Raw genomic sequence first — 13,220 nt, 5'->3', positions numbered from 1 at the left:
TCTCGCGATAGGGCACCGCCGGCGGATGGCCTTCGACCGGTATCTGGTTCTTGCCTTCCAGCCGCTCGCGCACCACGCGCAGATGCATCTCGCCATGGCCCGACAGCACGGTTTCAGCCGAGTCCTGGTTGTGGCGCAGGCTGAGCGAGGGGTCCTCCTCGGCCAGCCGCTGGATGGCAGCCGACATTTTCACTTCGTCCTTGCGCTCCTTGGGACGGAGCGCGAAGGCGAAGACCGGCTGCGGCGGCTCGAACTGGACGAGCGGCTTGATGCCGCCCTTGGCCGAACTCAGCGTCTGGCCGGTCTTGACCTCGTCCAGCTTGCCCAGCGCGACCGTATCGCCGGCCTTGGCGATGGAGAGCTTGGAATGGTCCTTGCCGAGCATCCGGTAGATGCCGGAAACCTTGGCCGTGTCGCCGCCGGGCAGCCAGAGTTCGGAACCGTCGACGACCTGGCCGGAGAGGATGCGCGACACCGACAGCTTGCCGCCATGCGAGGTGTGGATGGTCTTCATCACCTGGACCAGGGTAGCCGCGCCGTCGGGTGCACCGAGCCGCTTGCGGGTCGCCTCGATGTCAGGCGCGTCGTGGCGGATCGCCTTCAGGAGACGCAGCACGCCGTTGCCTTTCTCGGCGGTGCCGATCAGCACCGGGGTCACCGCGCCGTCGCGCAGGTCGGCGGCGAGATCGTCGAAGATCGCGTCCTTGGGCGGTTCGATCTCCTCGAGCAGCTGTTCCATCAACTGGTCATCATGGTCGGCCAGCGTCTCCAGCATCGAGAAACGCGCTTCGAGCTCGCGCGCCTTCTCGTCGCCGGGAATCTGCGCCACCTCGCTTTCGGCATATTCGCGATAGATGTAGGCGCGCTCCAGCGCCAGGTCGATCGAACCAATGACGACGCCGTCCTTGCGCAGCGGAATCTGGCGCAGCAGCAATGGCACGGCACTGGCCGGCTGCAGCATCTTCAGCGTGTCGCGCACGCCGGTGATTGCCTTGTCGACCTTGTTGAGAAACAGGATGCGCGGCACGCCGAGATCGTCGAGCTTGCGCATGATCAGTTGCAGGGCAGGGATCTTCTTTTCATCGGCCTCGGCCACGACCACCGCGAGGTCGCAGGCGGCCAGCACCGGTTCGGCTTCGAAAGAGAATTCGATGGAGCCGGGACAGTCGACGAAGGTGATCTGCTCGCCCATGAATTCGGTGGTGGCGATCGTCGCCTCGACGCTCATGGCGTGGGCGCGCGCCTCGGGCGAATGATCTGAAACGGTGTTGCCTGATGAAACGGGATTTTGTCGGGGAATTGAGCCCGTACGGGCCAATATGGCTTCGAGAAGTGTCGTCTTACCGCTTGCGAAGGGACCGACTATGGCAATGCATTTCGGTCCCGTGCGTCGTCCTCCGGCGCGAGTACCCATGACTGACCTCCACTCAGGCGTTTCCCGTAGGACCGACTGGCATGCATGGTTCAGGCGTGGTCAATCGGTCCTGAGCGGCGGCCGGCCTGTTCGACCGTCGCGGGCGGGGTTCTTTTCAAGTCCACCTGCCCAAAGCCATCGTCCCACTTGTTTGCCGGCAGGGCAAGGAAAATAGAAATCCTTTGCTCGGCCGTGGACCCGTGCTGGCCATATAGGGGGCTGGCAGCCGGAAGCTGTTGCACGTCGGCCGATATCGGCGGAAACTGAAGCTGGCGACCCGTCGCCCGCTGTTTTGAAGGACCATCGACCCATGAAGATCATTGCCTGCGGCAGCGTGCCGACCGTCATCGCGCCGGAAAAATACTTCACCGGCCGGGTGCTGCAGACGCCGATCATCGAGAAAGAGGCGCCGGCGCGGCTGCGAGCCACGCTGGTCAGCTTCGAGCCGGGCGCGCGCACCCACTGGCATACGCATCCGCTTGGCCAGACGCTCTACGTGACGGTGGGCGCCGGGCTTGCCCAGACGTGGGGCGGCCCGATCCAGCAGATCAGGGCGGGCGACGTCATCTCGTTCGCGCCTGGCGAAAAACACTGGCATGGCGCGGCGCCGAAATCGGCGATGACGCATATCGCCATGCAGGAGGCGCTCGACGATGTCCATGCCGACTGGCTGGAAGCGGTGACATCGGAACAATATGACGGCTGAATGCTCAGTCCGCAGGAACCCGGCTTCTATTCCAGCCGCAACATTTTCAGAAGAGGGCGACTCGCGGCGAGTCCCGTACCATGGCGCAGGCCATACTCAGTCGCCGGATCGACAGCGCCATGCCGCCCGTTCAACTGACCGTCGGCCAGTAATTTGCGAAACTCACGTCCGGACATAGCCATGTCAAAGCACCGTTTGCCCCTGGTCGCCGCTGTCTATCTTGGTTCGTTCGTGGCTCTGCTCGACGTCAGCATCGTCAATGTCGCGCTGCCGACCATCCAGCAGGCGTTGCAAACCGATTTCGGCGGCCTGCAATGGGTGGTCGACGCCTACACGCTGTGCCTGTCGGCCTTCATGCTGTCGTCCGGCCTGATCGGCGACCGCTATGGCCGCAAGCGCTCATGGCTGGCCGGCGTCGGCATCTTCGTGGCCGGCTCGCTGATCTGCGCCGTCGCGCCCAATTTGCCGGTGCTGCTGGCCGGCCGGGTCGTACAGGGCATCGCCGGCTCGCTGCTCATTCCAGGCGCGCTGTCGATCCTGACGCAAGCCTTTCCCGATGCGCGCCAGCGCGCCGGCGTCATTGGCGGCTGGGCGTCGTTCGCCGCCACCTCTCTGCTCGTTGGTCCCGTCCTCGGTGGCATCCTGGTCGAGACCGTCGGCTGGCAAAGCATCTTCCTTATCAACCTGCCGCTTGGTCTGATCACGATCGCGCTCGGTGCTGCTTCGATCAACGAGACGGCGCATCCCGAACATGCCCATCTCGATCTCGTCGGCCTGGCTCTCAGCATCCTGTGGCTGGGGGCGCTGACCTTTGGCCTGATCTCGGCCGGCGAGAATGGTTGGGGCGAGCCAAGGACGGTCACGGCGCTCATCGCAGGTGTCGTCGGCCTGGGTGCTTTCCTCGGCTTCGAGGCGCGCACGGCACGGCCGATGCTGCCGCTTGGCCTGTTCCGTGACGTCCGCTTTGCCGTCGCCAATGTCGCTTCGTTCGCGCTCGGCTTCACCTCCTATTCCAGCGTCTTCTTCTTCTCGATGTTCCTGCAGCAGGTGCAGGGCTGGTCGCCGACGCAGACCGGCCTGCGCATGGCGCCGGCCTTCATCGTCCAGATCGTGGTGTCGCCGTGGATCGGCAGGCTGAGCGCGCGCTATGGTCACTCCGCGCTGATGAGCATCGGCTATGTTGCTATCGGCCTGTCCATGCTCGGCATGTGCTGGGCCGGTCCTTCGACGTCCTACGCGATGCTGTGCCTTCTGTTCGCCATCGGCGGCCTCGGCAATGCGCTTGCAATCCCGACCGGCAGCGCTGCCGCCATGTCCTATGCGCCGCGCGAACGCTCGGGCATGGTGTCGGCGGTCATCAATGCCACCCGCCAGAGCGGTCTTGCCATCGGCATCGCCTTGCTCGGCGCCTTGATGAGCATGCGGGCAACCAACCTTTTGACCGGGTATCTCGGCGATGCCGGTGTCGCCAACGCGGAAGCGGTCGCTCGTGCTGCAATTTCGCGGCATGATTTCGCAACCGATGCGGCGATGGGCGAAAGCGGCGTGCATGAACTCTATGCTGCCGCCTATGCTGGCGGCTTCCATGCCGCCATGCTGACGGCGGCGATCGGCGCGTTCCTCACCGCCGCACTGCTGGTTGCCGTGCTGGCGCCGGCCGAGGCGCGCTCGGCCAAAGAGACCAAGCACGAGGCGTGAGGCTGACGGCCCATTGAAAACCCGGCAGTGAAGCCGGGTTCTGCGTTCAAAGTGCGCCGCTCAGGTCAGCGAAGCCGTAAAGCGCTGGATGCGCGTGCAGGCTTCCTCCAGAAGCGTCTCCGAGGTGGCGTAGGAGATGCGGAAGTTGGGGCCGAGGCCGAAGGCCGAGCCGAACACCACCGCGACGCCCTCGGCTTCGAGCAATTCCGAGCAGAAGGTTTCGTCGGTGTCGATCGGCTTGCCGGCCTTGGTCTTCTTGCCGATCAACTGGGCGCAGGAGGGATAGACATAGAAGGCCCCTTCCGGCGACGGACAGGTGATGCCGCGCGCCTGGTTGAGCATCGAGACGACGAGGTCGCGACGGCCTTGAAAGATCGCCTTGTTTTTGGCGATGAAATCCTGCGGGCCATTCAGCGCCTCGACGGATGCCCATTGCGCGATGGTGCAGGCGCCCGATGTCTGCTGACCCTGGATCATGTCCATCGCCTTGATCAGTTGGACCGGGCCCGCCGCATAACCGATGCGCCAGCCGGTCATTGCATAGGCTTTCGACACGCCGTTCATGGTCAGCGTGCGCTCGTAGAGCTTAGGCTCGACCTCGGCGATGGTCTTGAAGACGAAATCGCCATAGGTCAGGTGCTCGTACATGTCGTCGGTCAGCGTCCAGACATGCGGATGCTTCAACAGCACGTCGGCCAGAGCGCGCAGTTCGGCCTCGGTATAGGCGGCACCCGACGGGTTCGACGGCGAGTTCATCAGCAGCCATTTGGTCTTCGGCGTGATCGCCTTTTCCAGCACGGAAGCGGTCAGTTTGAAGCCGTTGTCGATCGAGGTGTCGGCAAACAAGGAGGTGCCGCCGCAGATCGCCACCATCTCGGGGTAGCTGACCCAGTAGGGGCGAGGAATGATGACCTCGTCGCCGGGGTTCAGCGTCGCCATGAAGGCGTTGAACAGGATCTGCTTGCCGCCCGTACCGACGATGGTCTGCTCGGGCTTGTAGTCGAGATTGTTCTCGCGCTTAAACTTTTTTGCGATCGCCTCGCGCAGCGGCACGATGCCCGAAACCGGCGGATACTTGGTTTCGCCGCGGCGGATCGCCTCGATTGCCGCATTCTTGATGTTGTCGGGCGTGTCGAAATCCGGTTCGCCGGCGCCGAGGCCGATAATGTCACGGCCGGCATTTTTCAGCTCGCGCGCTTTCTGCGTGACCGCGATGGTGGCGGAAGGCTTCACGCGCGAAAGGGTGTCGGCAAGAAAGGCCATGAGCTTGACGTCTCCATGGAAGATCGGCGCGGCCAGGAGCGACCGCGGCGCTTCTCATGTCGCATGATTTCGCGCAACGCAAGCATTGTCGGCTGATCCAGGTCTCAAGGAGCTGTGATCGGACCCGGGGTCGGCAACAATAAATTCATTAACGAGCGGTAGAGGCTTGAGTGGCAGGATCGCAGACCAATTGCGGAGCGAGGAACCGTGTCGCGCAGCGTCGGGCTTGCCCACATCATCCGTCAGGACGACGGCACCTCCACCGGTGTCTGGGGCATCTACACGTTGCAAAGCGCTTTCCAGCCGATCTTCGCCTTCAAGGAAGGCAAGCTGTCGGTGGTCGCGTTCGAAGGGCTGATCCGACCGTTCCGCGACGGCGAGCCACAATCGCCGATGAATTTCTTCTCGACCTGTCCGGCCGCCGACCGGCTGCATATCGAGGCGCTGACCAGGACGCTGCATCTTCTCAACGCCGGTGCCTGCCTGCCGCAGGAAGCGTCGATCTTTGTTAATTTCGACCCGTCGGTGTTCACCGAACGCACTGTTGCCGACGCTGCCTTGCGCGAAATGCGGCTCGTGCTGCACGAGGCCGGCATCGACCCGCGTCGCGTCGTCTGCGAGGTGACCGAGCAGCGGTCGGCGTCGCAGGAAGCCTTGCACGGCTTCGTCGCGGCATTGAGAGCCAACGGTTTCCGCATCGCCGTCGACGACTATGGCGCCGACGATTCCGACATCAACCGGGTCAAGGAGTTGAAGCCGGATATCGTCAAGTTCGATGCCTACTGGATCACGCAGCTGATGGAGTCCGGCGCCGGCTTCGCGTTGCTGACCACCATGGTGAAGAACTTCGAGGAGCAAGGCATCCATACGGTGTTCGAAGGCATCGAGGAGGGCTGGCAACTGGAGCTCGCCGAGAAATCGGGTGCGTCGATGGTGCAGGGTTTCGTGCTGGCGCGGCCCGAATTGGCGCCGACCAGCTTTGGCGTCTTCGACAAGGCCGGGCAGGCGCCTGTCGCTGCTGCCGTCGACACGTCGGCTGCTGCCGTGGCAACGCCTTCGGCGCGGCCGGTCAAGGCCTTTGGGCGTCGCGTGGCGACATGAGAGGTGATCGGCGGCGCAATGTCGGCGATGCGATCCGGGTCGACGAAGTCGGCATCGAATACGGCATGTATGGCGAGTTCCGGCTGCGCAGCGCCTATCAGCCGATTTTCGCGCCGCGCGGCCGGTTCCTTCACGCGGTCGCGGCCGAAGCCCTGATCGAGCCGCACCGTGCGGGCCGCCCCGGCGCGCCAAAGATATTCTTCGAAAGCGTTGCCGTCTCGGACCGGCTGTTTGTGGAAACCATGTGCCGGGCGCTGCATCTCAGGAATTTTCGCAATATCGGCGTCGACGGGCTCGACCTGTTCTTCAACTACAATCCGTTGATCAACGACCATGCCGGGCGGGCACTGGCCGAGATTCGCCTGATGACCAGGCATCTCGGCGAGTTCGGCCTGGCGCCGGCCATGCTGGTCTGCGAAATCACCGAACAGGCGGCGGACGACGCGCTTCTCGCGCGGCTGGTGCGCGAAATGCGGCGCGACGGCATCCGCATCGCCATCGACGATTTCGGCACCGGGCACTCGACCGAGGAGCGGGTGAGCCTGCTCAAGCCCGACATCGTCAAGATCGACGGCACCTGGTTCGCGGAGTTCTGTCGCCACGCTGCCGCCGAACGGTTCTTCCGCCCGCTGGTTTCCAGCTTGCATGACCGCGGCGCCAAGGTGCTGGTCGAAGGCATCGAGCAGCCCACCCATCTGCGCGCCGCGCTCGAAGGCGGCGTCGACCTGCTGCAGGGTTTTCTCCTCGCCCGCCCAGCCTTGGCGGGGACCGTTTTCGAGGAAGAGCCACTGAACATCGACACGCTGCTGGGTACCGGCGGCAATGTCGTCCCGCTGTTCGGCTAGGGGCGCCACTATTCACACATCAGCGGCGCTGATCGTCGCGACAAAACAAATCATTGGTTGAGTCCGCCGCCGCTGCGATAATCGCGCGGAGACAGTGCTCGGGGGAACAGCCATGATACTTTACGGCATGATAGACAGCGGCAATTGCTACAAGCCGCGCCTGCTGATGGCGAAGCTTGGCCTAGCCTTCACCAACGTCGAGGTGAGTTCGCACACAGGCGACACACGCAAAGCCGACTTTGTCGCCAAGAACCCGAACGCCATGGTGCCGCTGCTCGAGTTCGACGATGGCCGGCGGCTGGCCGAATCCAACGCCATCCTGCTCTATCTCGCCGAAGGCACACGCTTCCTGCCGGCGGACAGGTATGAGCGTGGGCTCGCGTATCAATGGCTGTTCTTCGAACAATACAGCCACGAGCCCTACATAGCCGTGCGCAAGGCGCTGCTGACCTTTCCCGAACGTGCTGGGGATGCGACCCCGGAGCGGCTGGCGGTGACGCTGGAGCGCGGCAACAAGGCGCTCGGCGTGATGAACAGGCATCTGGAAAACAATGCCTTCTTCGCTGGCAGCGCGCTCAGCGTCGCCGACATCGCGCTCTATGCCTATACGCATACGGCGGAGCAGGGCGGTTTCCAGCTCGACGCCTATCCGGCGGTGTCGGCATGGCTTGGCCGCGTGGAAGCGGATCCGGGGCATGTGCCGATCGAGTGGGTGGGGTAGCCTTCTCCTCCTGAAGGAGGGGCTATTTCAACAAATGGTCGTAGTCGGCGTGGGTGCCGACCCAGAACCAGATCACATCTTCATTGTTGCGTATGGCAACAGCCCGATAGTTTTCGTCAACTCGCGCCGACCAATAGCGACCGACCTGTTTGAAATGCAGTGAGGGATGAAAAGGATCGAACGCAGTCGGGCAAAACGCCTGTCCGCCTTTGCTCTGATTGACGATGGCAGTTTTTCATAAGCCTCCCAGAACGATGGAGAGGCGACGTGGTTCACAGAGGCCGCGTCCGACCAGCGCGATGGTCAGCCAGCGCCTGTTCGGCAAGCCTGTCCAAACGGCCCGCCTTCGCGTCGGCTTCCATCTGCCGGTCCCACATATCCGCCTGGAGCGCCTCGAACCAGGCGGCAAACGCCTTCAGTTCCTCGGGGCTCAGTTCGGCGACGGATTTTTCGATCTGCTCAAGTTTGGTCATGGCCGAATGGTACCACTACTGGGCTAAAAGTACCACAAGTTGGAACCATAGTGCGGGCTGCGCCACCTAACCCAGACAGCAAAAAAGGCGGGATAAATCCCGCCTTCCCATGCTTGGTAGCCTGATCGGGAGCGTCCGGTCCGGGCTGGCAGCTATCTGCTGATCCAGCTTGTCGGGTCTTTCCGCTCCAGCGCGCTTCTCGCGCGACTGTCAGTACATCCGTGACTTGCCGCGCGCCCCGAACTCTCGCCCGGCGCGCGCTATCGCAAAATCAGGCTGCCTTGCTCAGAGATCCAGCGGACGACTTGCCAGTGCGGCGGTCCTGCTCGATCTCGAAGTTGATCTTCTGGCCTTCGACCAGGGTCGACAGTCCAGCACGCTCGACAGCGGAGATGTGGACGAATACGTCCGCGCCGCCCGCGTCAGGCTGAATGAAGCCGAAGCCCTTGGTGGCGTTGAACCACTTGACCGTTCCAGTTGCCATTTAGATAGTCCTTCACATTTGCTTTAGATTGACCGGACCGAGGTCCAGCCGGTGTGCATCGAGATTTTGGAGATAGACGTCAGCAAACGCGATTATCGCGAGGCCCGGATCGATCGGCCGAAATATCAATGGAAGGCATATAGGCTGCTTTCGCACAAAAAACAAGACTGTGTGAGAAAGCCGTGATCAGGGCGCTGCCCAATGGCCGCCCTAATCGCGTGAGAGCGTCACGACGGATCGCGACGTCCCTGGGCGGCGGATCAGGGAGAGGACCATGAAAACCATTCTGCTTGCCGCCTGCCTGACGCTTGTCGCCGCTCAGGCTCAGGCGATCTCGCGCTACGACCCGACGCGTATGAGTTGCGGCAACGTTCAGGCGACGATCGCCCGGCAGGGGGCGGTCATCCTGCGCTACCAGTCGAAGCGGGTGCCGGGACTGTCGCTCTACGACCGCTATGTGCAGAGCCAGCGATTCTGCAGCATGGGCGAGGTGAGGACACGAGCCTACGTGCCGAGCGCCGACACAAAGTCCTGCCCGGTCTACAACTGCAAGCGGTCGGACAACGACCGGCATTTCCGCCGGCGGTTCTTCCATAACAACTAGCGCTTGTCGACCGGCAGCCATTGCTCTCAATCCCGGATATGCTCCGTGAGCATGGATACGAATTGCGTCACCTTTTGCGGGCGAAAGCGCGCCGCCGGATAGACCACGTGAATGCCGCCGGAGGGCAGCGCCCAGTCGGGGAGCACGTGGACGAGGCGCCCCTGCGATAGATAGTCGACGACCAGATAGTCCGGCAGAACTGCCAGTCCGCCGCCGGCGAGCGTCGCTTCCAGTACGGCGGGCGTCGAGTTGATGGAGAACGCCTCGCGCAGGGTGATGGTGCGCGGCTCGGAATCGCCTCGGGTGAAGTTCCAGGTGAACGGCTTGCGAAGCACGGCATTGGCAACGAGCGGCAAGGAAGAAAGATCTTCCGGCTTGTCCACCCTGATCCCGGCCGCGAAATCCCGCGACGCGACCAGGATTTGCCGGAAGGTGCCGATGCGTCGCGCCTGCTGGCTGGAGTCATCCAGCCAGCCAACCCGGATGGACAGGTCGATCTTGTTGCCGATCAAGTCAATTATGGCATCGGAAATGACCAGTTCGACGCCGCAGGCCGGAAATCTCTGGCGAAAGCGGGCGGCGATCGGGGCCAGCACGATCGCGCCATAGTCATTGGACGCGGAAACACGCAGCACACCGGCCACCTCGGCGTTGGCCTCGCCAACCTCGGCGACCGCTTCTTCGACATCCCGCAGGATCAGAACGCAGCGTGCATGCAGAAGACGGCCTGCTTCCGTCGGCTCGACCCTTCGCGTCGTGCGCACGAGAAGCGTGGTCCGCAGCTCAGCCTCGAGGCGAGCGACTTGTTGGCTGACGACTGTTTTCGTGATGCCAAGCCGCTCGGCCGCGCGGGTAAAGGAACCTGCGTCGACCACGGTGGCAAAATAGGCGAGGCGATTGAGGTTTATCGATTCCACCACGAAGGCTCATTGTAAGCTTTCAACATACAGTTTGTATTATTACGGCCAATTTATTGATTAATCCAGAGGGCTTACCGTGCCGTCTACCGTCCGCCCTGCGGGCCCGTAGCCGCACCCGATCCCCTTTCATTCAACGGAGATATTCCATGTTCACGAGGAGACAGATCATGAAGACCTCATTGGTCCTCGGCGCAACCGCCGTTTTCGCGCCCATCGACAGCGGCCAGGCCGCCGGCGCCAAGCTTGGCTGGAAACACTTCCCGGCGGGTCCAAACGGTTTCTTCCGTGCGCCGGTGCTGCTGTCGGGGCCGAGCGAAGCCCTGTTGATCGACGGCGGCTTCACCTATCCGGACGGCAAGGCGCTCGCCGATGCCATCAAGGCCACCGGCAAGAAGCTGACCACCATCTATGTCACTCAGTCTGATCCCGATTACTACTTCGGCCTGAAGCCGGTGCGGGACGCCTTCCCGGAGGCAAAAGTCATCGCTGCCTCCGCCACGCTGGAAGCCATCAAGGGCAATGTGGAGAAGAAGCTCGCCGTCTGGGGTCCGCAACTGAAGGAAAATGGCCCGCAGGCGCTTTCCGACATCGTCCTCCCCGAGGCATTCGACGGCGCAACGCTGACGGTCGATGGCGAGACTGTAGAGATCGTCAATGCGGAAGAAGGATTGGCCAACCGCCGCTATCTGTTCGTGCCGTCGCTCAATGCCGTTTTCGGCGGGGTGATGATCTTCTCGGGCGTTCACGTCTGGACCGCCGACACGCAGACCAGGGAAAGCCGCGCCGCCTGGATCAAGACGCTGGACGCGATTGCCGCCCGCAAGCCCGCTGTCGTGGTGCCCGGCCACATGGCCCCCGATGCCGCGATCGGTCCTTCGGCGGTGGAGTTCACCAAGTCCTATCTCCTCACCTTCGAGGAAGAACTGGACAAGGCGGCAGACAGCGCCGCGTTGAAGGCCGCCATGGAGACCCGCTTCCCCGGCCTCGGTATGGGCGTCGCCCTCGATGTCGGATCCAAGGTCGCCAAGGGCGAGATGAAGTGGGGCTGACATGGCGACGAACCTCGATTTGATCCGTAGAACCTACGAGGGAACTTCCGAGGAGAACGGCCGCAATCTGCTGGCCGTTCTTTCCGCCGACATCGAATGGACCGAGGCGGAAGGATTCCCCTATGCCGGCACCTATGTCGGCATCGAGGCCCTGATGCAGGGGGTCTTCAAGCGGCTCGGCTCGGAGTGGATCGGATACCACGCCGACGTGCACAGCTTCATTGCCGATAGCGACCGGGTGGCGGCCTTCGGCGTGTATTCCGGTACATATAAGGCGACGGGAAAATCCATGACGGCCCCCTTCGCTCATCTCTACGAACTGCGGGACGGCAAGATCATCCGCATGCGGCAGTATGTCGATACGGTGCTCGTTGCGCGCGCATTGACCTGACACCGAAGCAACCGAGGGAGACATCCGTGCTGCAACTTAAATCCTTCGCGGCGGCCGCTTTCGCGGTCGCGGCGCTCACCGCCGCGGCGCATGCGGAAAACACCAAGCCGGTCAAGCAGGTGCTGCAACAGCATGAATTGACTCAAAAAAACAGGACGCTTGTCCTGAAAGCCTATCAGGCGCTGTTCGGCGACCATGACCTTACCGCGCTGGACCGCTATTGGGCCGAGGCTTACATTCAGCATAACCCGACGATGACGGATGGCCGAGACTCGGTCAAAAAGCTTCTCGAAAGCATGGGTGTCGCCAATTGGCCAAAACAAAAAGTCGACTTCAAGCGGGTGATCGCCGAAGGCGACCTCGTCATGACCCAGGTCGTTCAACCGAGGGCAGGTAACATGCCGGAGACCGTCATCGTGGACATTTTTCGCGTTGAAAACGGCAAGATCGCCGAGCATTGGGACGTGATGCAGCCGGTGCCCGCCAACCCGGTCAATAAGCGACCGATGTACTGATCCAGGCCTTCTGCCAGCGCCGGCCGCCGCTCAAAACCCGAACGATACCTGCGCCGGCGGCGGCGGGCCGACGCGCACGCCTTCCATGGCCAGCATCTTCTCCTTGGTGACCGAGCCGCCCGGCGCCGAGAAGCCGCCGATCTTGCCGCCGGCGGCAAGGATGCGATGGCAAGGGATGACCAGCGGCACCGGATTGGCTCCAAGGGCGGCCCCGGTTTCGCGGGCGAGCCCGGCATGGCCGGCGGTCTTGGCCAGCTCACCATAGGTGGTGGTTTCGCCGAAGGAGAGTTTTCGCGCCGCGTCGTAAATGGCGAGGCGGAAATCGTCGACGCCGTCGAGATCGACCGGTACGGCGGAGAAATCGACATCCTCGCCCGCCGCATAGGCCTTGATCGCTGCGATCAGCTCGACCACCCATGGCGGCTGCGCCGTGGAAGCGGAAACGCCACCGTGACGCAGCAGGCGCCGTTCCACCGCTTCGCGGCTGCGTTCGGGCAGGCAGAGCCGGATCAGGCCCTTTTCGCTCCAGGCAATGCCCATGAAACCGATCACTGTTTCTAACACTGCGTGGCCGGCCGTGATCGAAGCTGTCGTGACCATGATGCGTTCCTTCCCGCAAAGTGGCGAAATCCGGGATTCGTCCCAGTACATATCCGGAACAATATGGCATCGCCGCCCGCGTCTCGCCACCCGAAAACCACCTGATCGCCCCGATTGCCCGGCCTGAATCGCTGGTGTAAGGGATTTCTTAACAACCCGACAAACCGGACCCGAGCGCGGCTTGCCAGCAAAACTCAACCTTATCGCGATCGGCGTGATCCTGGCCGCCGCCGGCATCAGCGGCTGCACGTCGACCTCGCAGATGAAGTCCGCGCCTGCTCTCACCGAAACAGCGACCGCCGCCGGCGCTGATGCCGGCTTCACCGTGCCTCTGCCGGAGACGGTTTCGGTGCTGCCGGAATCATCGGGGATCGCCCCCGTTCAGACGGCCGAGCTGCCGCCCGATTCCGCCGCACAGCCGGCTGCGGCGACCGCC

15 protein-coding genes and 2 pseudogenes are annotated in these 13,220 nt (G+C 63.0%); 10 read left to right on the top strand and 7 right to left on the bottom strand.

Annotated elements, in window-relative coordinates; genetic code table 11:
• Positions 1-1,414: elongation factor G (locus tag ENZ75_RS02205; RefSeq protein ID WP_128277875.1), on the bottom strand; the 1,414-nt coding region annotated here is incomplete at its 3' end.
• Positions 1,415-1,724: 310 nt separating this feature from the next.
• On the opposite strand from ENZ75_RS02205, the gene ENZ75_RS02200 reads away from it, so the two are divergent.
• Complete coding sequence (locus tag ENZ75_RS02200) at positions 1,725-2,120, top strand: cupin domain-containing protein (protein ID WP_024504148.1); 396 nt, start codon at positions 1,725-1,727, stop codon at positions 2,118-2,120.
• A gap of 180 nt (positions 2,121-2,300) precedes the next feature.
• On the top strand, positions 2,301-3,818 hold the full coding sequence (locus ENZ75_RS02195; RefSeq protein WP_082826535.1) for an MFS transporter: 1,518 nt from the start codon (positions 2,301-2,303) through the stop codon (positions 3,816-3,818).
• Positions 3,819-3,878: 60 nt separating this feature from the next.
• On the opposite strand, the gene ENZ75_RS02190 is transcribed toward ENZ75_RS02195, so the two are convergent.
• The gene (locus ENZ75_RS02190) at positions 3,879-5,081 is read right to left on the bottom strand and encodes a pyridoxal phosphate-dependent aminotransferase (RefSeq protein WP_063168806.1); all 1,203 of its coding nucleotides are present in this window, start codon (positions 5,079-5,081) and stop codon (positions 3,879-3,881) included.
• 207 nt (positions 5,082-5,288) lie between these two features.
• On the opposite strand from ENZ75_RS02190, the gene ENZ75_RS02185 reads away from it, so the two are divergent.
• From ENZ75_RS02185 to ENZ75_RS02175, 3 genes are all read left to right on the top strand, one after another.
• Positions 5,289-6,182: an EAL domain-containing protein gene (locus ENZ75_RS02185; RefSeq protein WP_063168805.1), complete on the top strand. Its 894-nt coding sequence runs from the start codon at positions 5,289-5,291 to the stop codon at positions 6,180-6,182.
• Positions 6,179-7,027, top strand: a complete 849-nt coding sequence (locus ENZ75_RS02180; protein ID WP_063168804.1) for an EAL domain-containing protein — start codon at positions 6,179-6,181, stop codon at positions 7,025-7,027. Before ENZ75_RS02185 ends, ENZ75_RS02180 begins: the two co-directional genes overlap by 4 nt.
• Before the next feature lie 112 nt (positions 7,028-7,139).
• The gene (locus ENZ75_RS02175; protein WP_013530087.1) at positions 7,140-7,748 is read left to right on the top strand and encodes a glutathione S-transferase family protein; all 609 of its coding nucleotides are present in this window, start codon (positions 7,140-7,142) and stop codon (positions 7,746-7,748) included.
• A 22-nt stretch (positions 7,749-7,770) separates the two neighbouring features.
• Here the strand turns inward: ENZ75_RS02175 and ENZ75_RS34915 are convergent.
• From ENZ75_RS34915 to ENZ75_RS02160, 3 genes and pseudogenes are all read right to left on the bottom strand, one after another.
• A pseudogene (locus ENZ75_RS34915) lies at positions 7,771-8,024 on the bottom strand (hypothetical protein).
• Positions 8,021-8,221 (bottom strand): hypothetical protein, encoded by a 201-nt coding sequence (locus ENZ75_RS02165; protein WP_013530089.1) that lies wholly within the window; start codon positions 8,219-8,221, stop codon positions 8,021-8,023. Before ENZ75_RS02165 ends, ENZ75_RS34915 begins: the two are co-directional and overlap by 4 nt.
• Positions 8,222-8,492: 271 nt before the next feature.
• Positions 8,493-8,705: a cold-shock protein gene (locus ENZ75_RS02160; protein ID WP_010910991.1), complete on the bottom strand. Its 213-nt coding sequence runs from the start codon at positions 8,703-8,705 to the stop codon at positions 8,493-8,495.
• Positions 8,706-8,979: 274 nt separating this feature from the next.
• On the opposite strand from ENZ75_RS02160, the gene ENZ75_RS02155 reads away from it, so the two are divergent.
• Positions 8,980-9,309 carry a hypothetical protein gene (locus ENZ75_RS02155; protein WP_063168803.1) on the top strand — a complete coding sequence of 110 codons (330 nt, stop codon included), beginning with the start codon at positions 8,980-8,982 and terminating at the stop codon, positions 9,307-9,309.
• A 26-nt stretch (positions 9,310-9,335) separates the two neighbouring features.
• On the opposite strand, the gene ENZ75_RS02150 is transcribed toward ENZ75_RS02155, so the two are convergent.
• Positions 9,336-10,226 carry a LysR family transcriptional regulator gene (locus ENZ75_RS02150; protein ID WP_024504141.1) on the bottom strand — a complete coding sequence of 297 codons (891 nt, stop codon included), beginning with the start codon at positions 10,224-10,226 and terminating at the stop codon, positions 9,336-9,338.
• Between the two features lie 149 nt (positions 10,227-10,375).
• Between ENZ75_RS02150 and ENZ75_RS02145 the strand changes: the two genes are divergently transcribed.
• The 3 genes from ENZ75_RS02145 to ENZ75_RS02135 are packed head-to-tail and all read left to right on the top strand — an operon-like array spanning position 10,376 to position 12,184.
• The gene (locus tag ENZ75_RS02145) at positions 10,376-11,278 is read left to right on the top strand and encodes an MBL fold metallo-hydrolase (protein WP_063168802.1); all 903 of its coding nucleotides are present in this window, start codon (positions 10,376-10,378) and stop codon (positions 11,276-11,278) included.
• 1 nt (position 11,279) lies between these two features.
• Positions 11,280-11,669, top strand: a complete 390-nt coding sequence (locus tag ENZ75_RS02140) for a nuclear transport factor 2 family protein (protein WP_063168801.1) — start codon at positions 11,280-11,282, stop codon at positions 11,667-11,669.
• Positions 11,670-11,695: 26 nt separating this feature from the next.
• A complete protein-coding gene (locus ENZ75_RS02135) occupies positions 11,696-12,184 on the top strand; it encodes a nuclear transport factor 2 family protein (RefSeq protein WP_063168800.1) in 489 nt (162 codons plus the stop codon).
• 30 nt (positions 12,185-12,214) lie between these two features.
• On the opposite strand, the gene ENZ75_RS02130 is transcribed toward ENZ75_RS02135, so the two are convergent.
• Positions 12,215-12,784, bottom strand: a complete 570-nt coding sequence (locus ENZ75_RS02130; protein WP_013530095.1) for a methylated-DNA--[protein]-cysteine S-methyltransferase — start codon at positions 12,782-12,784, stop codon at positions 12,215-12,217.
• A 181-nt stretch (positions 12,785-12,965) separates the two neighbouring features.
• Here ENZ75_RS02130 and ENZ75_RS34910 point away from each other — a divergent pair.
• Positions 12,966-13,220: pseudogene (locus ENZ75_RS34910) on the top strand (lytic transglycosylase domain-containing protein); the annotation flags it as partial.

It is taken from the genome of Mesorhizobium sp. M7A.F.Ca.CA.002.04.1.1 (assembly GCF_004022805.1).
GTDB classification, from domain to species: Bacteria; Pseudomonadota; Alphaproteobacteria; order Rhizobiales; family Rhizobiaceae; genus Mesorhizobium; species Mesorhizobium ciceri.
This window is presented reverse-complemented; position numbering and strand designations above follow the sequence as displayed.